Here is an 18,798-nt window from a genome sequence, read left to right as displayed (position 1 = left end):
CGGACGCGTAGGATCATGGATAGCGTGGCCGAGCGGTCGCCGGCGCACGATCGGGGTTCCCCGGTCGGCGCGTCGGAGGAAAGTCCGAACACGGCAGGACACGGTGGTGGGTAACGCCCACCCGCCCGTTGGAATCCGGGCGAGGGAAAGTGCCGCAGAAAGCAAACCGCCGATGGCCCGTCTCCGGCCCCCGGAGCGGGATCAGGCAAGGGTGAAAGGGTGCGGTAAGAGCGCACCGCCCGTCTGGCGACAGACGGGGCATGGCAAACCCCACCGCGTGCAAGACCACGCAGCCCTCGTGTCTGCCCCGGCAGGCAACGATCGGTCCGATCGGAAGGGGGCGGGTAGGTCGCTCGCGCGAGAGCGCGGACCGCGTCGGCAACGGCGCGGCGAGAGAAACGGCCGCAGGCGTGCGCGCGTCCGCGAGGATACGGCGCACGCGACAGCATTCGGCTTACAGGCCTCGCTGATTCCTTGATCACCGGCCCCGTCCCACCAAGGGCGGGGCCGGTGGCCGTTTTGGGGGGGAAGTCACGGGGCACGGGGCACAAGGCATAAGGGCCAGAGGGAGCGGATCAGAGCCGCGGCCGGGCGGACACTGTTCGAAACGCGCGCGGTTCGTTGATGCTCTTCAGCGTTTGCGGCGAAGCGCGGTGAACGCCGCGACGCCCAGCGCAAGCTGCCGGAACATCTGGAAAGTTGATCGCCGCAGCGAAACGAACCGTCACATAACGCCAATGGCACTGCTGTTCTTTCAAAGAAAAGTATTCGATGTTGTCCACGAACAGAGGATCGCTCTGGCGTGAACGCGTCCGCGCCGGTTGCTTCGAGAGGACATAACGACCCTGCAGCGGCGCTCCCCGGCCTCAACTGAGTCTGTCCACCCCGGCTTCTGCCCCCCTGGACGCGTCCAGCAGACCCCAGGGCGTCTGCACATCCCCTCGTAACTGCCCACACATCCCAAGGACGGAACTGATCAGAAGGCCACCCTTGCGCGCCCGGCGTTCGTCTCTGCCGCCCAGCCCCAGTCGCCCGGCGTCAGCGGCGTGTCGTCACGTCGGGTACAGCTGTGCACCTCGCCCCTCGCCGGGACCGTTTCGGTTGGGGATCCCAGCACACGCCGCCTTCACCCACTCATCCCACGAGGGGGGATCCACACACCTGCGCTCGCGCGGCCCGATCACCGTGTCGTTGTACATGCCGGTGGTGAAAGGTCTCGTGCGTCGCGTGAGCCAGGTCGGAGAGCCGTGGTGCATCCAGTTGGCATGCGCGAAGTAGCGCGGAAGCTTGCGAAGGCGGGGCGGCTGTCCCAGCCCGAGGGGGATCCCATACGCGGAGTGAGCCCCAGCGTCGTTTCCCAGCCATTGAAGCGAACGCCCTGCAAAGTGCTACCCTGCCACCGCTTCGTCCTTAGGGCACGAAATGGCGGTAGACATCGACGAACTGCGCGTACGCGCAACGGTCGTCTCGGTGGTGGCGATACGCTGGTATTCGTAGTCCACCGCGCCGATGGAGGCAATTGATCTGAACTGTATCCCGGAAGCTGTACGAGCGGCCGTCGGCGTCGCTGATGGTGCTGAAGGTGTAGCCGTGTTCTGCGTGAACCGCAGGTGCTGGTTGTTGGTCGCGCCTTGAGAACGCGACTGATCGCGCACGCGAGCATGCTCATCACTGAAACACACGAACGGATCTTCACGCGCTGCTCCTCGAACGGAGTGACGAGCCAGCCGTACCCCGACGGGTGGCCTGTGCAGATCCAATGTACCGAATCGCGGGCTGATCGGAAGGTCTGAATCTGAAAATCGGAGAAATCCGCGCCTTTCTCCCGCGTTATTTGCTCTTTTTCATCGCTTAGCCCAGCGGAGTAACTGAGCTGGTCACGCATCGTCCCTGCGAGGCGTGGGAGCATCATCATCGAAAGCGGTAGTTTACCCCGCGTCGCGAAAGCTCAAGGACCTCCTCGGGAGAGGTGGGAGAGAGAAAGCTTCCCCTCCCGCAGGGAAGGTGTGTCCGCAGCGGACGGATGATTTAGATGAGTCTGCTGCTCCCGAGTCGTGGCGGTGTACACCGTCCCTGTGTGACAACGACCACCGGAAAGGAGCAACGGACATGGAGAAGACCTCAGTGTATGGGACTGACTGTCACCATCGTTCATCCGTGTGCGTGTGAATGACGCCGCCGGTCATGCCCTGTACACCGGCCCTGCGGCAACCACTGGCGTGAGGTGGTCGAGGCCGTTCCTCGGGGACGCGGGGCGGTGGTCGGCGTGGCCATCGAGGCCTGCCGTAAGCGCAGCCGACCTGGCCGACGAGCTCTCCCGCCCGAGCACGCCGGCTGGAGCGCGTGGCCCTCCTATGCACTCCGGGCTATGTCGCACGCATGACTTTATATTCCGACAAGAGTGACATGGCCGACGCACGCGTGCTCGTCGAGCTCACCTCGCGTAAGTTGGCTCCGCGTCTGGCTCGTGCCTGCCCCCGATCCGCTATGAGCTGCGTCGGCTCGTGGGCTGCACCAGACCCTGATCGATCAGCCGACGCGCCGCGAGGTCTGCCCGGCGCGTTGCTCCGCGACCGCGCCGGCGACCCGCGGCGTAAGTGGACGCGTCCCTTGGTCCCGGCCTGGCTGGCGTCGACACGCTGGGACCTGGACGACGCGTCGCGTCTGGTGTGCTCGACGAGTGTCTTGCCCAGATCGTCTTCTCCTTCACTGGGCAAGGCTGACGCGTGTCGAGCACGCGTTGAGGGGCTGCACCCAATAACGACCCGAAGTGAGTCGTGCGTCGCCTGCGTGAGATGCCCGGCGTGGGCCCGGTCACCGCGTGTGGTGCGCCCATGTCGGACGCCGACCGAATTCCGCAAAGCGGCAAGCAGCCGCGCGGTTCAGCCCAGCCCTGCAACGCCCAGTGCGACTGCGTGTGGCTTCTGACTTTCAGCTGATCCGCCGAGACCCGACGCTGCGCGCTCACACGCGATCGAGACGCACGCGAGCACGCAGGCGGTTGACACACACGAACGGATCTTCACGGGGCTGCTCCTCGGAACGGAGTGACTCGGATGCCGCGACGCCCTCCGGGGCGTGCGGCCTGTGCCGCCGCAATGTACAGGAAACGCCGGCGGATTGGAAGGTCTGAGAACCGGAAAATCGGAGAAATCCGGGCGCCTTCTCCTGTACGGCGCGTTATTGTCTTTTTCTCCATCGCTGCGCTCAGTGGGAGGCGCACCGGCGGAAGTTGGGTCACGCATCGTCCCTTCGAGGCGTTGGAGCACGGGAGGGCGGGTAGCCCTCACCCGCGTCGCTGCGCTCCGCGACCTCTCCCCGGGGAGAGGTGGGAGAGAGAGGAAGATTTCCCCCCTTCTCCCGCAGGGAGAAGGTGTCCGCGCAGCGGACGGATGAGGGCTACACCTTCTCCGGGCTTCGCTCCTCTCTCTCTCTCTCTCTCTCTCTCTCTCTCTCTCTTCGGTGCCACCACACGAAGTGTGGTGTCTACCCCTTCTTGGGGCTTCACCTTTTTCTTCTCCCAGTCTTCCTCAGATCGAGAAGGGGGAGGAGGGGTAGGCACCACACTTTGTGTGGTGGCGCCGGAGTGGGAGAGAGAAGAGAAGAGAAGAGAAGAGAAAGGCAGAGGGTGGGGAGGGAAGCCCGGAGTTTGGGTAGCCCTCACCCCGGCCCTCTCCCATCTCGCTGCGCTCGATAGGAGAGGGAGCAAGCAGGAGAGGGAGCAGATTTCACTCCCCCGTGCGCCTTGTGCCTTGTGCCTGCTGCCTTCCCCCCCTGAACCCCGCGGCGACGATGAACATCTCCTTCGAGACATCGCGCGAGGAGTTGGGCTTGAAGCCCTTGCAGTTCTCGAAGCGTCGGGTCGTCTCGCGCAGGAGGTCGGGGTATTGCTCGCCCTCGAAGACCTTCATGGTGAGGTTGCCGCCCTCGCGCAGGACATCGTTGGCGAGTTCGAGGGCGCGTTCGCAGAGTCGGACGGAGCGGAAGTGGTCGCCGTGGCCCGAGGTGTTGGGGGCCATGTCGGAGATGATGGCGTCGAACTTCTCGCCCCCGGCCGCCCGGATGTGTTCGAGGAGCGCGTCGGGGGTGACCTCGTTCACATCGGCGAGCATCGTGACGGAGTTCTTGAGCGTGACGCGGATGGGCTGGATGTCGAGGGCGACGATGAGGCCGCGATCGCCGATGCGTTCGGCGGCGACCTGCGTCCATGATCCGGGCGCGGCGCCCAGGTCGAGGACGAACATCCCGCGGCGCAGGATGCGGTACTTGTCGTCGATCTCCATGAGTTTGTAGGCGGAGCGCGCGAGGTAGCCGTCGGCCTTGGCCTGCTTGAAGAAGCGGTCGTGGAGGACTCGTTTGGCCATGCGCCCCGATCGTAGGGGGTCAGTTCTGGACGAAGTTGGCCCAGGGGTGGTCGATGACCTCGCTGCTGATGGGGCCGGCCTTGGAGCCGGGCGCGAGGTCGAAGGGGGTCGTCGCGCCCAGGACGCTGTTGCGCAGGATCAGGTTGTCGGGGGCGACGGTTTTGATGCCGGTCGTGCCGCCGGTGATGGCGTTGTCTTCGACGCGCGAGCGCGAGCCCAGGAGGTTGATGCCGGTGGGGTTGTCGACGAGGGTGTTGCCGACGATCGTGCCGGGGCCGTTGAGGGTGATCCCGGCGAGGGAGTTGTTGCTGAGGACGCAGCGTTCGATGCGCGCGCCGGCGAAGGCCAGGACGCCGCTGCCGGTGTTGTTGGCGGCGATCGAGTCGGTGACGACGGCGCGCCCGTTGATGGCGATGCCGGTGTTGCCGTTCTCGAAGGCGACGACGCGGGTCACGCTGCTCTGGGTTTCCACGCGTACGCCGACGGCGGCGCTGCCCGAGCAGGTGATGTCGGAGACGATGGAGCGCTCGCCGGCGCGCAGGCCGATGCGCCCGCTGTCGCGGATGACGGCGCGGGTGACGATGGAGTGCTCGCCCACGCCGATGCCGTCCTGGGCGTTGTTCGTGCTGGTGATGTCGGAGACGCGCGCGTTGACGCCCAGGTCGAGGCCGGCGGCCCCGTTGGAGCGGAGCACGGCGCGCGAGACGGTGGTGAAGTCGCTGGCGAGGATGCCGGCGCCGGCGTTGTTCTCGATGCGCAGGTCCTCGAAGGTCGCGCCGAAGACGCAGCCCGAGTTGATGCCGGAGCCGCCCCAGGAGTGGATCGAGCCGTTGCGCACGACCAGGTCGGTGCAGTCGGTGATGCCCGGGATGGCGCGGATCGCGTCGAGGGTTCCGGCGGCGCCGCGGAGTTCGAAGCCGTTGAGGTCGATGGTGACGTGGCGCGCGCGCACGAGGATGCCGACCTCGCCCGGGACGCCCACGAGGGAGCGGGTGAGGTAGTACGACCCGCTGACCGAGAGGACGGCGGGGAGTGAGTCGATGGGGATGCGCGGCTCGACCTGGGAGAGGGGCTTCATCGTCGGCGCGACCGGCCCGGGGGGCGGGTCGAGGGGCCCGGCGAGGGCCGCGGCGGCGAGGGCGAGCGAGAGCAGGGGGGCGAGGGGGTGCATCGTGGTTCCCTTATCGACGGATCGGCGCATCGTCTGCGCTTCGTTCGGCGGCGCCCCCCGGTTGCGAGGGTCGGGGGCTTGGTCCGGGATTTGCGATGGGCGTGGGGATGTTCATCCGCGAACTGGCCACATCCGACGCGATGCCCGCCCTGGAGGCGACGATCCGCTTCACGGCTCGCCGGCAGGCGTTCCTGACGAACAACGTCGCGAACGCCGACACGCCGAATTTCCGCCCTCGGGATGTCGCGCCGGGGGAGTTCCAGCGGGTGCTGGGCGACGCGGTCGACAAGCGCCGCCAGCAGTTCGGGGGGCACCGGGGGTCGCTGGAGTTCCGCTCGTCGGAGAACATCCGCCCCTCGCGCACGCGTCTGGGCGAGCCGAGTTTCGATCTGCGCCCCTCGGCGCAGGGGCGGAACATCCTGTTCCACGATCGCAACGATTCCGACATCGAGCGGATGATGCAGGACCTGGTCGAGAACACGAACGTCCACGGCATGGCGGTGGAGCTGCACCGCGGGCGTTCTGAGTTGCTGAATATCGCGATCCGCGAGCGGTTCTGAGCCGCGCGGTGAGCTTACATGACGGATGACGCCGCGCAACGGTTGCGCGGTGCGCAGGAACCGACCGCGCGGAAAGTGCGCGTGGTCGCTGAAGGGCGGAGCCATTCATGTTCGGCGCATTGGATGTTTCGGTGAGCGGGCTGGTGGCGCAGAGGACGCGGCTGTCGTCGATCGCGTCGAACATCGCGAACACGGACACGATTCTGGACGAGCAGGGGCGGGTGAACCCGTACCAGCGCCGGATCGTGCACTTCGCGCCGGTGGGAGGGGAGGACCCCTTCGGCCGGGCGTCGCCGAGGGGTGTGGAGGTCGCGGAGATCTCGCACGACCCGTCCCCGCCGCGACTGGTGTGGGACCCTTCGAACCCGTACGCCTACCGGGACGGGCACGAGCACGCTGGGTATGTGCCCTTGCCGAACATCGACTCGACGACGGAGCAGGTGAACGCGATCCTGGCGCAGCGTGCGTACGAGGCAAATCTTGCCGCCGCGGACGCGACGAAGACGATGATGACGCAGGCCCTTCGTTTGCTGGCCTGAGCGAGAGCGCCCCCTGAGGGGCAGGACTGACGCATGAGCGACCCACTCGGACTCATCTCGGGAGCATCAGGCGGATCGCCGCTGAAGCCGCGCGGGCCCCTGCCCGGGGGCGGTCAGCCGGTCGACCCGAACGAGCCGTCGTTCAAGGACTTCCTGCTCAAGAACATCGAGCAGGTGAACAAGCTGCAGCAGGACGCGACGCAGGCGACCGAGGACCTGCTGGCGGGTCGCCGGGACGACCCCGAGAGCGTGTTCATCGCGACGCAGAAGGCGGACACGGCCTTCAAGATGCTCCTCCAGCTGCGCAACAAGGTCATGGACGCGTACGAAGAGGTCAAGCAGATCCGCGTCTGACCGTTTCGCGATCGCTCGAGTCCTTTCAAGGCCTTGCAACGAAAGCGCCGACCTCCTAAGACTGTTGGAGCGCGAGCCGTCTCGCGCGCCCGGCGCACGGAGCGCGCCGGCACGACCCCGGGCCGTCCGCCCGTGGTCGAGAAGGCAAGGAGGCCGCACGCATGGACCGCCTCAGGGGCGTCCTCGACACGATCCGGCGCGCGCTCAGGGAACTGAACGCGACGCAGAAGCTGCTCATCGCCTCCCTCGTGGTGGTCATGGCGATGACGCTGTTTCTCGTCGTGCAGTACACCGGCAAGCCGGCGCTGGTGCCCCTTATGGATCGCGCCAGCCCGGTCGAGCAGCAGCAGGCCGCCCGGTTCCTCGACAGCGCCGGCATTCCTTATAAAACGAGCACCTCCGGGCAGGTCATGGTCGAGCGCGAGCGCGTCCGACCGATCATCGCGCAGATGGCCCAGCGAGGCGCCCTGCCGGCCGATTCCTCGGTCCTCTTCAACAACCTCATCGACAAGCAGTCGTGGACGATGTCCTCGGCGCAGCTCACCCAGCTCGAGACCATCGCGATCCAGAACGAGCTGGCGCGCATCATCGGGCAGTTCAGCAACGTCGACCGGGCCGCGGTCCTCATCGACGCCCCGGAGCCCCGTTCCCTGGGCATGGCGGTCCGCCAGCCCACGGCGTCGGTGACGATCTTCATGGCGGGCAACCAGGCGCTATCGCAGGAAGTCGTCGACGGCGCCGCCGGCCTGGTCGCCGGCGCGAAGGCCGGGCTCGACATCCGGAATGTGCGCGTCATCGACGGCGTGCGCGGCCAGCAGCGCCGGGCCCGCTCCGACGACGACATGCTCGCGTCCGGCTACCTCGAGCACTCCGGCAAGGTCGAGCAGCGCGTGCGCGACCGGCTGATGGACATGCTCTCGTACATCCCGGGCGTCATCATCGCCGTCAACGCGCAGGTCGATGTCAGGCGATCGGTGTCCGAGACCAGCCGCGTCCTCGACGCGGGTCGCGGCACGGTCACCGCGCCCAAGCGCGAGACGACGAGTGAGCGCGTGCAGCAGCAGGGCGCCGTGGGCGCAGAGCCGGGCGTGCGCCCCAACACCGGGCTGTCGATCGACAACGCCGGCGCGCGGGGCAACACCCTCAGCGACACCCAGACCGAGGCGGAGTTCGAGACCCAGTTCGGGCGCACCGTCGAGCGCATCACCGACCCGCGCGGGATGCCCCTCAAGATCAACGCGACCGTGAACATCCCTCGCTCGTTCTTCATCGCGCAGTGGCGCGCCGCGAACAACTCGACCGAGACCCCCGGCGACGACGCGCTCGCGCCCGTCATCCAGCAGGAGACGGCGCGCATCCGCGACGACATCCAGCCCCAGGTCGATTCGGGCGAAGCCGGCGGCCAGCCGGGCGATGTCGTCGTCTCCGTCATCCCCGACTTCGAGATGCTCCAGAAGGCGTACCCCGAGGCGTTCCGCGCCGGGATGGGCGGCGGGGCTGGCGGCTCAGGCACGGGCGGCGTCGCGTCGATCTTCGAGAACGCCGGCGGCGTGCGCACCGTGGTCCTCACGCTCCTCGCGCTCGCCGCCCTGGGCATGATGGCGCTCACGGTCAGGCGCGCCACCAAGATCGACAAGCTGCCCAGCCCCGAAGAGCTCATGGGCGTGCCCCCGGCCCTCTCGGGCGAGACCGACCTCGTGGGCGAAGCGGGCGAAGCCGACGCGGCGCTCTCGGGCATCGAGCTGTCCGACTCGGCGATCCAGAGCCAGAAGGTGCTCGAGCAGGTCGAAGACATGGTCAAGCAGCGCCCCGCCGAAGCGGCCGGCCTGCTAAACCGATGGATCCAGTCCGATCAGTAAGCGGTCGACGATTCGCGTCCACCACCACGGCGCCAAACCATGCCACCACGCAAGCCAGGCGAAAAACTGCCCGAAAGCCCGGAGCACCTGACGGGGATCACCAAAGCGGCGATCCTGCTGCTGTCGCTCGACGCCCAGACCGCCAGCGACATGCTCAAGAACCTGCCGGCCGATTCGATCGAGCAGGTGACGCGCGAGCTCGCGTCGCTGGGGCAGGTCCCCACGACGCTGCGCAACTCCGTGGTGGAGGAGTTCTACCAGATCACCATCGCGTCGCAGTACGCCGCCGAGGGCGGGCTCGAGTACGCGAAGGTCCTCCTCAAGCAGTCGCTCGACAGCAAGACCGCCGACAAGGTGCTCTCGCAGATCCAGACGCAGGTGCAGAAGACCCCGTTCTCGTTCCTGCAGAAGGCCGAGAGCGAGAACCTGCTGACCTTCATCCAGGACGAGCACCCCCAGACCATCGCGCTGATCGTCTGCCACCTGCCCTTCCACAAGGCGTCGGAGATCATCGTCGGCCTGCAGCCCGACAAGCAGGTCGAGGTCATCAAGCGCATCGCGAACATGGAGCAGACCAACCCCGAGGTCATCCGCGAGGTCGAGAAGGGCCTCGAGTCGCGCCTCGCGAACATGCTCAGCCAGTCCACCGAGAAGACCGGCGGCATCGACGCCGTCGCCGAGATCCTCAACCTCGCCGACCGCACCACCGAGAAGCAGATCATGGAGGGCCTCGAGGCCGAGGACCCAGAGCTCGTCGAGCAGATCCGCCGGCTCATGTTCGTCTTCGAGGACATCCGCATGGTCGACGACCGCGGCATCCAGGGCGTGCTCAAGGAGGTCGACAACGACGAGCTGGCCCTCGCCCTCAAGACCGCGTCCGACGAGCTCAAGCAGAAGATCTTCAACAACATGTCCGAGCGCGCCGCGCAGCTCATCAAGGAGGACATGGAGTACATGGGCCCGGTCCGCATCAGCGATGTCGAGTCCGCCCAGCAGCGCATCGTCGACATCGTGCGCCGCCTCGAGGACTCGGGCGAGATCGTCATCGCCGGTCGCGGCGGCGACGAGGAGCTGATCGTCTGATGCGAAGCGCTCGCACCAACCCGGAGGGCGCGTCGTGGCGCTGATCCGCAACGCGCAGGCGGCCACGATGGCGAAGGACGCGATCGTCCTCGACCTGGGCGAGCTGTCGCGCCAGGGCGATCGCATCCTGGGCCAGGCGAAGTTCCAGGCGCAGAAGATCGTCGAGGACGCGCAGGCCGAGCGAGCGCGCCTGATCGCCGACGCCGAGAAGGTCGGCATCGCGCAGGGCGAGAAGAAGGGCTACGACGCGGGCTTCCGCAAGGGCCAGGAGCTGGGGACGGCGCAGGCGCGCGAGCAGGTGGCGCAGGACCTCCAGCGCCTCGCGGTCGCCTGGGCCGACGCGCTCGAGGGGTTCGAGACGGTCCGCGTCGCGATGCTGCGCGAGGCGAAGCTCGACGTGCTGCGCGTGGCCCTGGGCGTCGCGGAGCGCGTCGCGAAGCGCGCCGTGGAGATGGACGAAGCGTCGGCCGGCGCGCAGCTCGAAGCGGCGCTGGGGATGGTCACCCGCGCGACGCGACTGCGCATCGCCTGCAGCCCCGGCGACGCCGAGCTGCTGCGCCAGATGACCCCGGCGCTCGCGCGCAGGTTCGCGTCGATGGCCCACGCCGAGATCGTCGAGGACGAGGCGCTCTCCAAGGGATCGGTCATCGTGCGCACCGACAAGGGCGAGATCGACGCGTCGATCGAGACGCAGATCGCCCGGATCTGCGAGGCGCTGATGCCCGATCGCAACGCGACCGCGCTGCCCCGGGCTGACCCCGAGGGCGAGGAGCAGGCGTGAGCGTGCTGGGCCCCCAGATCGACGCGCTCCGGCGTGTGCTCCCGATGCGCGTGACCGGCAGCGTGCGCGCGCTGCGCGGGCTGTCGCTGCTGGTGGACGACCTGCCGCTGGCGACCGGGTCGCTCGTGAGCGTGCGCACGCTCGAGGGCCCCAAGCTGGGCGAGGTCGTCGGGTTCGATTCCGACACCGCGATCGTGATGCTGCTGTGCGCGACCTCGGGCGTGCGCCCGGGCGATCGCGTCGTGGGCGAGCAGGCGACGCCGACCGTGCTCTCGGGCCATTCGCTGCTGGGGCGCTGCGTCGACGCGATGGGAAACCCGATCGACGGGCGTCCAGCGCCGGTGGACCTCTCGCCCCAGCCCCTGAACCCTGCGCCGATCTCGCCCCTGCAGCGCACGCCGATCCGCACCCCCATGCCCACGGGCGTGCGTGCCGTCGACCTCATGACCACCGTGGGGCGCGGCCAGCGCATGGGCATCTTCGCCGGGCCGGGCGTGGGCAAGTCGACGCTCATGGCGTCGATCGCGCGCCGGACGGCGGCGGACGTCTCGGTCATCGCCCTCATCGGCGAGCGCGGGCGCGAGGTGCGCGACTTCGTCGAGCACGCCCTCGGCCCCGACGGGCTCATGCGCAGCGTCGTCGTCTGCGCGACCAGCGATGAATCGCCACTGCTTCGCATCCGCGCCGCCTACGCGGCCACGAGCATCGCCGAGTGGTTCCGCGACCAGGGCGCCGACGTCATGCTCATGATGGACTCGGTCACGCGCTTCGCGCAGGCGCAGCGACAGGTCGGCCTGTCCGTCGGCGAGCCCCCGGCGACCAAGGGCTTCACGCCCAGCGTGTTCGCGGCGCTGCCCATGCTCCTCGAGCGCGCCGGCGCGATCGACGGCGTGGGGTCCATCACCGCGTTCTACGCGATCCTCGTCGAAGGCGACGACATGACCGAGCCCATCGCCGACGCCGCCAGGGGCATCCTCGACGGGCACGTGATCCTCTCGCGCAAGCTCGCGCAGAAGGGGCACTTCCCGGCGATCGACGTGCTCGACTCGGTCTCGCGCGTCGCCAACGAGGTGTGCGACCGCCAGCACATCGCCGCGCGCCAGCAGGTGCTCAAGCTGCTGGCGGCGTACGCCGAGGTCGAGGACCTGGTGAACATCGGCGCCTACGCGAAGGGCAGCAACCCGACGGTCGACGCCGCGATCCAGCTCAGGCCCAAGATCGAGGCGCTGCTCCAGCAGTCCTCGGGCGAGGGCGACGCGTTCGACGACGCGAAGAAGCGACTGATGCACCTCGCGGTCGAAGCCGGCGCGATCCTCCAGCAGCTCGGCACGAGGAGGCCCTGATCGCGATTATGGCGAAGTTCCGCTTCCAGCTCGAGACCCTCCTGTCGCAGCGCCGACGCATGGAAGACGCGCGCCGGCTCGAGGTCGCCCAGATCGAGCGCGAGCGGCTGGCGCTCGAGGAAGAAATCCGCGCGTCCCAGCGGGCGCTCGCGGATCAGAAACGCGACCTGCGCGAGGCGCTCGCCCCGGCCGGGCGCGCCGTCGATGTCGCCGGCGTGCGACTGCAGAGCCACGCCTCCCTCCACGCGACGGCGAACATCCAGCGACTGGCGGTGCGTCTGGGGGGCGTTCTCCAGAAGCTCGACAGGGCCCGGGCGGCCCTCATGAAGGCCACGGCGGACCGCAAGGCGGTCGAGCTGCTGCGCCAGCGCCGGCTCGAGGCATGGATCCGCGAAGAGAACAAGAAAGAGGCCGCGGCGATCGATGACATGGTCAACGCCCGCGCCGCCCGGCGCGACGGCACGGATTGGAGCGCCGCCTGATGCGCAGTGTGTGGCTCATCGTGACGACCTTCGCGCTCGCCCACTTCCTCGCCCTGGTGGGCGTGGTCGCGTGGCTTGGGGCGACCGACCGGCTCAGCGCCGAGCGCGTCCACGCGCTGCGCGACCTGTTCGCCCCGACGATCGCGCAGGAAGCGGCGACCCGGGCGGAGCGCGAGGCCGAGGAGGCGCGCCTGCGCGCCGAAGCAGAGCAGGAATCCTTCATGAGGGGAGCCCCGGCCCCGGCCGAGAACACCATCGCGCGAGGGCAGAGCGCCGAGTCGGCCCACGAGCAGGCGCTCTCGCGCCTCGACCGCGAGGCGCAGGACCTGCGGCGTACCTTCGCGCGCGAGCTGGCCCAGATCGAGCAGAGCCGCGAGCGACTGGCGCGCGAGCGGGCCGACTTCGAAGCCCTGCGCGCGCGTCTGGCGGAGCTCGAGGGAAGCGAGCAGTTCGAGAAAGCGGTGCGCCTCTACCAGTCCCTCAAGCCCAGGCAGGCGAGGGACCTGCTGATGACGCTCATCAACTCGGGGCAGATCGAGCAGGCGGTCTCGTACCTCAACGCGATGGAGCTTCGCACCGCGAGCCGCATCATCGCCGAGTTCGAGGATCCGGCGCTGGCAGCCAGTTTGCTTGAAAGGGTCCGGACCCGCGGCCTGGAGGTCGCGGCGTCACCGGAGCCCTGATTTGCTCGCCCCGACGCTGCCCCCGATCCAACCCGACGCGCCTCCCCCCAGCGCAACCCTCGCGCCCGCCGCGCAGCGCACGCGCCCCGACGCGCCGAAATCCGCTGCGCCCTCGTCGACCGACGCGAAGGCAAGGTCGACCGGTTCGGGTCGCGCCGAGAATCCCTCGCCCGATCGGCCCGACGAGCGTTCCTTCGCCGCGAGTCTGGACCGCGCCTCGAAGCGCGCCGAGCCCGGCGCTCGCGAGAACACCGGGCCCGTCGAGCCGGAAGCGCAGAAGTCTGCCGAGCAGGACGCGTCTGCCCAGACTCCCTCGGCGCCCGCCGAGCACTCGCCTGAGCCCCAGGAGCCGGCCGCGAGCGTCGTCGAGCCGGTGTCGGGCGGCGTGCCCGTGACCGAGCCGACCGTCGGTTCGGACGCGCCGATCGCGCAGGTCGACGCGCCGATCGCGCCCGCTCCATCGCCGCGCACGCCGATCCAGCCCGAACAGCACGCCGAGCAGAGCGAGTCTCGCCCGACGCCCGGGGCGATCGCCGCGCAGCCCGACCCTCGAGGCGCAGCGGGCGCCCAAACTACAACCGGAAACGACAACGCCGCCTCCCCTGCGCCCAGCGCGAACGCCGGGGACGCGAAGGCGCCACGCGCCGAGGATCACTCGCAGCCCGGCGCGACGCAGCGTGCCAGCGACGGGTCGGCGCGCCCCTCGATCAATCCGGAAGAACCGACCGGTGACGCACGACTCTCCGCCAAGCCCGAGCAGGCATCCTCAAACCAGAAAGACGCGCCCGTCGCCGCTCCGCGCGCCGCAAGCGCCGACGCCTCGCGTCCGCTCCCGACCGACGATGGCGCACGGGTGCTCCCCGAGCGCGCGAGCGAAGAGCCCGACGCGTCGTTGCCGCCCGCGCGCCCCAGGGCTGGCGAGGCCCGGCTCGTGGAGGACGAGGCGGCGCCCGAAGTTTCGGCACAGACCGATCGCGTCGCCCGGCCCCAAGCGTCGGAGCGACGCCAGGCCTTCGGCGCCGCGCCGACGACCAGCGAGATCGCGCCGGCCGACGAGACCGACACGCAGCGCGTCGCGGCCAGAGCGTTCCCGACAGAAGGCGGGCGCACATCGCAGTCGCAGGCCGAGCCGGCGCCTAGCGCGCCGTCCGTCGCGCAACTGCAGGCGGCGGGGGCGCACTCGGGGGCATCGACCTCGGACGAAAGACCCAGAGACGACGCTCGCCAGCAGAGGCAGGACCGCGCCGCGCCGGCACAGCAGGCGACGGGCGCTCGCGACTCGTCAGCCCAGCACGCCGGGTCGCAGTTCGACCTGCGCCCGGGCGGCGAGATCCGCGCGACACCGGCAAACCCGGCGCAGACGAACACGACCCTCACGGGCTCGGCGCAGGGCGCCGAGCCGGACGAGGCGGCCCTCGCGTCGGTCCACCGAGGCCTCGGCGTCGCGATGAAACAGCAGGGCGGGAGCGTCCAGATGCGTCTCACCCCCGAGTCGCTGGGCCTGCTCAAGATCGAGATGACCATCGCGCGGGGCGTCGTCGCCGCCACGCTGCAGGCGTCCACCCCAGAGGCACGCGAGTTGCTTGGTCGTCATATCGAGACGCTCCGCGCTTCGCTGGAGGCGAAGGGTCTGAGCGTCGAGAGGTTGTCGATCACGCTTGCGCCCGCGAGCCACGGAGGGTCGAGCGGGCAGTTCAACGGCGCCGGCTCGAACGCGCACCAGCAGGGCGCCGGGCAGCAGACGACGAGCGCCGACCCGAACGCGGACCACGACGCGTCGGGCGAGCGGAGCAGGGGCTGGTTCGAGCGCGAGCAGAAGCGATACGAACGCAGCCGGGAGGAAGGGGCGACCGAGCCCGACGAGCGGCTGTTCCGGTTCCGCTTCGGCCTCCACGCGATCGGGTGAGTGAGTCTCGAGAGAAAGGCGTTCGAGCATGTCGGCGATCAGCAACAACACAACCGGCGCCCCGGCGAACTCAGCGAACCCCTACAGCGCGCTGACCAGCGGGCAGTTTCTCGAGATCATGATCACCGAGCTGGCAAACCAAGACCCGCTCTCGCCCAGCGAGAGCAAGGACCTCCTGAACCAGATCGCGACGATCCGCTCGATCGAGAGCGACCTGTCGCTGAAGACCTCGCTGGAATCCCTCGTCAAGCAGAACGAACTGTCGTCGGCCGGCGGGCTGGTGGGCAAGTACGTCAACGGGCTCACGACCACCGGGCTGCGCGTCGAGGGCATCGTGATGTCGGTGAAGTCGACGCGTGAGGGCGCGCAGCTGAACCTCAGCACCGGCTACACGCTGCCGTTCACGCGCATCGAGGACATCATCGACCCGGCGTTCCTCTCGCAGGTCGGGGGCGCCCAGTGACGACCAACTCGCTCTCGCCAACGGACCTTCTGCGCCGGCTCGGCTCGGGCGTGCAGCCGGGAGGCGCCTCGCCGGCGTCCAGCGCGACGACCAGGCCCGAGAGCGCGTCGTTCGGGGAGCTGCTGCGCCAGGCCCGCGAGGGCGGCGTCGAGGCGACCCGCCCCCTCAAGATCGGGCGCGAGGTCTCGGACCGCTTCAGCGACGAGACGCTCGCGACGCTGGCGCTGGCGGCCGACGCCGCCGAAGCGTCGGGCGCTTCGCGCCTGGCGGCGATCGTGGAAGGAAAGACCGTCACCATCGACGTGGTCGCTCGCGAGATCGTCGCGACGGGGGATTCCGCCCCCGGCGCGCTGGTCACCGACGCCGACGCCTTCGTGGTGATCCCCGACGAGCGGGGCGCCGGGACGCGCGAGGATCGCGCGCCGTCGCTCGGATTCCCCTCGTCGATGCCGACCAACCAGTCTCTCGCCGACACGCTGGCGCGGCTGGTCGGAGACATCGCGAGACGCGTGGGCTGAGCCGACGCGGAGCACGCGTCCAGGCGCCGGAGCGCGCCGGGGACGAAGCAGTGTGATCCACGGCGGAGCCGAGGACACCGAACACAGCACGATTCATCCCGGCGCGTTCGCGCCGCATCTCTCAGGAGCGTTGCCGCCATGGCTTCGACCACTTCTCTTCTCACCGGTCTCTCGGGCCTCGTGGCGAATTCCCGTCGTCTCGACGTGATCGGCAACAACATCTCCAACGTCAACACCACGGCGTTCAAGTCCAACCGCATGCACTTCGCGCCGGCCTTCTCCAGGAACATCTCGCTGGGCACCGCGCCGGGCGCGACCACCGGCGGCACCAACCCGGCGCAGGTCGGCCTGGGCGTCACCGTCGCGGGCACGCAGCGCAACTTCGCCACCGGGCCCATCAACCCAACGGGCATCCCCACCGACCTCGCGATCGACGGCAACGGCTTCTTCGTCGTCCAGCGCGGCGGGCGCGAGTTCTACAGCCGCGCCGGCGCGTTCCAGCTCAACTCGAACAACGAGATGGTCACCATCTCGGGCGAACGCCTGCGCGGCTACGCGATCGACGACAACTTCACCCTCGTCACCGGCCAGGCGCGCGACATCAGCATCCCCCTCGGATCGCTCACCATCGCCGAAGCCACCGAGAACGTGAACTTCGCCGGCAACCTCAACGCCAGCGGCCCGCTCTCCACCACCGGCTCCATCAGCGCCTTCGACCAGGTCTGGCAGACCACCGCCGCGGTCCCGCTCACCGCCGCCAGCACCTTCGGCGCCGTCGACAACCCCGACAACACCGGCAACGCCCTGTTCCCGGGCGCAGGCCCCTACGCCATCACCTTCAACGGCGCGCAGAAGGGCGACAAGACCCTCCCCACCCAGTCGTTCAACATCGACCCGGCGGTCACGACGATCGGCGACTTCCTCACCTTCATCAATAACTTCTTCGGCATCGACCCGGGCGTCACCAACCCCGACGGATCCATCACCGGCGCCCAGATCGACGCAGCGGGCGTCATCTCCATCGTGGGCAACACGGGCGCGTTCAACACGATCCAGCTCGAGTCCGGCGATATCCGCATCACCGACAGTCTCGGCGCAGCCATCGCCAACCCGTTCACCGTCACTACGCCAACCGTCGCCGACGGCGAGAGCGTCCGGACCACCTTCATCGTCTACGACTCGCTGGGCACGCCCCTCGAGGTCGACCTGACCATGGTGCTCGACTCCACCGACGACAACGGCACCAACTGGCGCTACTACGTCGAGTCCTCCAACCACATCGACCCACTCAACCCGAGCCGGCTCGTCGGGGGCGGGTTGATCCAGTTCGACAACTTCGGGCGACTGCTGACGAACTCGCCCATCTCCGTCACCCTCGGGCGCGACCAGACCGGCGCGCTCGACCCGCTCGTCTTCTCGCTCACGCTCAACGACGGCGCCGACTCGGTGACCGCGCTCACCGACACAAGCGGTCGCTCGCAGATCGCCGCCGTCAACCAGGACGGCTCGCCCCTGGGCGTGCTCGACTCGTTCTCGGTGGGCGAGGACGGCGTGATCACCGGCGGGTTCTCGAACGGGCTGACGCGCACGATCGGGCAGATCATCGTCGCGACCTTCACGAACCCCGAGGGCCTGATCGACGCGGGCAACAACCTGTTCGCCGTCGGCCCCAACTCCGGCACCGCCCTGATCACCACGCCGGGCAACTTCGGCACGGGTCGCATGGTGGGCGGCGCGCTGGAGCAGTCGAACGTGGACCTTGGCCAGGAGTTCATCAACCTGGTGCTCACGCAGACGGGCTATTCCGCCGCGACCCGAGTCATCCAGACGACGGACCAGTTGATCCAGCAGCTGCTGGTCATCGGCCGATAAGCCGACGCCCCGCCCGTCGCCGCAGGCGTTCCCGTTGCAACCCGCAGGGCTTGCCCCTCCTCGCGAGACGGCCCGGTCAACCCGCGCGCATCCTGCGCCGATGACCGGGGTTCAGGCGCGTCGGCGTGTCGCCGCGCGTGCCCGTCTTGCCCGTGGAGCGCACCCTCATGGCCAAAGAGCCACCCGCCAAGCCCGCCGCCGAGTCGCAGGAGCCCGCGAAGAAGGGTCTCCCGATCAAGACGATCGGCATCGTCGTGGTGTTGCTGGTCGCAGAGGCCGCGGCGATGTTCTTCATCCTGGGCGCGACGGGCAAGCCCAAAGAGACCGAAGCGGCCCACGTCGACCCGCACGGCGCCGGCAAGTCCGACAAGGGCGCCCTCGTCGAGCTGAACGTCGTGAAGGAACGCTTCCCGAACAACAGCACCGGGCGCCCGTGGATCTGGGACGCAGAGATCGTCGTGCAGGTCAAAGGTTCCGAGAGCGAGCGCATCCAGGGGGTGCTCGAGTCGCGAGCCGCCGAGATCCGCACCGGGATCGGGCGCATCTGGCGCACCGCCCAGCAGGCGCACTTCAACGAGCCAGGGCTCGAGACGCTCACCCGCCAGGTCACAGCGTTCCTCGACGAGCTGCTGGGGCCCGACGCAGAGGGCCATTCCCAGCTCAAGCGCGTCCTGGTGGCGCGTTGCGTCGGCTTCCCCTCGGATTACTGACGCCGGACCGGCGCCGGGGCATTGACAGCCGGGCCCGGGGCGCGCACACTACGCGGACACAGGAAACTGTGCGGCTCGCCACGGACGGCGACCGATGCTTGCAGTGAGCG

17 protein-coding genes and 1 other RNA gene are annotated in these 18,798 nt (G+C 68.9%); 15 read left to right on the top strand and 3 right to left on the bottom strand.

The window, feature by feature from the left end; translation table 11 throughout:
* Positions 1 to 20: 20 nt before the first annotated feature.
* An RNA gene (gene rnpB / locus KF684_03910) (RNase P RNA component class A) lies at positions 21 to 473 on the top strand.
* Between the two features lie 102 nt (positions 474 to 575).
* Here the strand turns inward: rnpB and KF684_03905 are convergent.
* The 3 genes from KF684_03905 to KF684_03895 all read right to left on the bottom strand — a co-directional run bounded on the left by KF684_03905 (position 576) and on the right by KF684_03895 (position 5,535).
* Positions 576 to 782, bottom strand: coding sequence for a hypothetical protein (locus tag KF684_03905; GenBank protein MBX3352053.1), 207 nt, complete (start codon positions 780 to 782; stop codon positions 576 to 578).
* Positions 783 to 3,728: 2,946 nt separating this feature from the next.
* Positions 3,729 to 4,364, bottom strand: coding sequence for an RlmE family RNA methyltransferase (locus tag KF684_03900; GenBank protein ID MBX3352052.1), 636 nt, complete (start codon positions 4,362 to 4,364; stop codon positions 3,729 to 3,731).
* A gap of 19 nt (positions 4,365 to 4,383) precedes the next feature.
* The gene (locus tag KF684_03895) at positions 4,384 to 5,535 is read right to left on the bottom strand and encodes a right-handed parallel beta-helix repeat-containing protein (GenBank protein ID MBX3352051.1); all 1,152 of its coding nucleotides are present in this window, start codon (positions 5,533 to 5,535) and stop codon (positions 4,384 to 4,386) included.
* Between the two features lie 107 nt (positions 5,536 to 5,642).
* Between KF684_03895 and KF684_03890 the strand changes: the two genes are divergently transcribed.
* From KF684_03890 to KF684_03825, 14 genes are all read left to right on the top strand, one after another.
* Complete coding sequence (locus tag KF684_03890; protein MBX3352050.1) at positions 5,643 to 6,095, top strand: hypothetical protein; 453 nt, start codon at positions 5,643 to 5,645, stop codon at positions 6,093 to 6,095.
* A 107-nt stretch (positions 6,096 to 6,202) separates the two neighbouring features.
* Positions 6,203 to 6,634, top strand: coding sequence for a flagellar basal body rod protein FlgC (gene flgC / locus KF684_03885; protein MBX3352049.1), 432 nt, complete (start codon positions 6,203 to 6,205; stop codon positions 6,632 to 6,634).
* A gap of 33 nt (positions 6,635 to 6,667) precedes the next feature.
* A complete protein-coding gene (gene fliE, locus KF684_03880) occupies positions 6,668 to 6,988 on the top strand; it encodes a flagellar hook-basal body complex protein FliE (GenBank protein MBX3352048.1) in 321 nt (106 codons plus the stop codon).
* 161 nt (positions 6,989 to 7,149) lie between these two features.
* Positions 7,150 to 8,847, top strand: coding sequence for a hypothetical protein (locus tag KF684_03875; protein ID MBX3352047.1), 1,698 nt, complete (start codon positions 7,150 to 7,152; stop codon positions 8,845 to 8,847).
* 39 nt (positions 8,848 to 8,886) lie between these two features.
* Positions 8,887 to 9,930, top strand: a complete 1,044-nt coding sequence (fliG, locus tag KF684_03870; protein MBX3352046.1) for a flagellar motor switch protein FliG — start codon at positions 8,887 to 8,889, stop codon at positions 9,928 to 9,930.
* Positions 9,931 to 9,964: 34 nt separating this feature from the next.
* Positions 9,965 to 10,711, top strand: coding sequence for a hypothetical protein (locus KF684_03865; protein MBX3352045.1), 747 nt, complete (start codon positions 9,965 to 9,967; stop codon positions 10,709 to 10,711).
* Positions 10,708 to 12,054, top strand: a complete 1,347-nt coding sequence (locus KF684_03860; GenBank protein MBX3352044.1) for a FliI/YscN family ATPase — start codon at positions 10,708 to 10,710, stop codon at positions 12,052 to 12,054. Before KF684_03865 ends, KF684_03860 begins: the two co-directional genes overlap by 4 nt.
* A gap of 8 nt (positions 12,055 to 12,062) precedes the next feature.
* On the top strand, positions 12,063 to 12,536 hold the full coding sequence (locus tag KF684_03855) for a flagellar FliJ family protein (GenBank protein MBX3352043.1): 474 nt from the start codon (positions 12,063 to 12,065) through the stop codon (positions 12,534 to 12,536).
* The gene (locus KF684_03850) at positions 12,536 to 13,219 is read left to right on the top strand and encodes a hypothetical protein (GenBank protein MBX3352042.1); all 684 of its coding nucleotides are present in this window, start codon (positions 12,536 to 12,538) and stop codon (positions 13,217 to 13,219) included. Before KF684_03855 ends, KF684_03850 begins: the two co-directional genes overlap by 1 nt.
* A gap of 1 nt (position 13,220) precedes the next feature.
* Positions 13,221 to 15,125: a flagellar hook-length control protein FliK gene (locus KF684_03845; protein MBX3352041.1), complete on the top strand. Its 1,905-nt coding sequence runs from the start codon at positions 13,221 to 13,223 to the stop codon at positions 15,123 to 15,125.
* Positions 15,126 to 15,153: 28 nt separating this feature from the next.
* Complete coding sequence (locus KF684_03840) at positions 15,154 to 15,588, top strand: hypothetical protein (protein ID MBX3352040.1); 435 nt, start codon at positions 15,154 to 15,156, stop codon at positions 15,586 to 15,588.
* Positions 15,585 to 16,106 (top strand): hypothetical protein, encoded by a 522-nt coding sequence (locus KF684_03835; GenBank protein ID MBX3352039.1) that lies wholly within the window; start codon positions 15,585 to 15,587, stop codon positions 16,104 to 16,106. The genes KF684_03840 and KF684_03835 overlap by 4 nt, the downstream gene beginning before the upstream one ends.
* Positions 16,107 to 16,244: 138 nt before the next feature.
* On the top strand, positions 16,245 to 17,978 hold the full coding sequence (locus KF684_03830; GenBank protein ID MBX3352038.1) for a flagellar hook-basal body complex protein: 1,734 nt from the start codon (positions 16,245 to 16,247) through the stop codon (positions 17,976 to 17,978).
* Positions 17,979 to 18,145: 167 nt separating this feature from the next.
* On the top strand, positions 18,146 to 18,688 hold the full coding sequence (locus KF684_03825; protein MBX3352037.1) for a hypothetical protein: 543 nt from the start codon (positions 18,146 to 18,148) through the stop codon (positions 18,686 to 18,688).
* Positions 18,689 to 18,798 lie beyond the last annotated feature (110 nt).

It is taken from the genome of Phycisphaeraceae bacterium (genome assembly GCA_019636675.1).
Lineage (GTDB): Bacteria > Planctomycetota > Phycisphaerae > Phycisphaerales > UBA1924 > JAHBXC01.
This window is presented reverse-complemented; position numbering and strand designations above follow the sequence as displayed.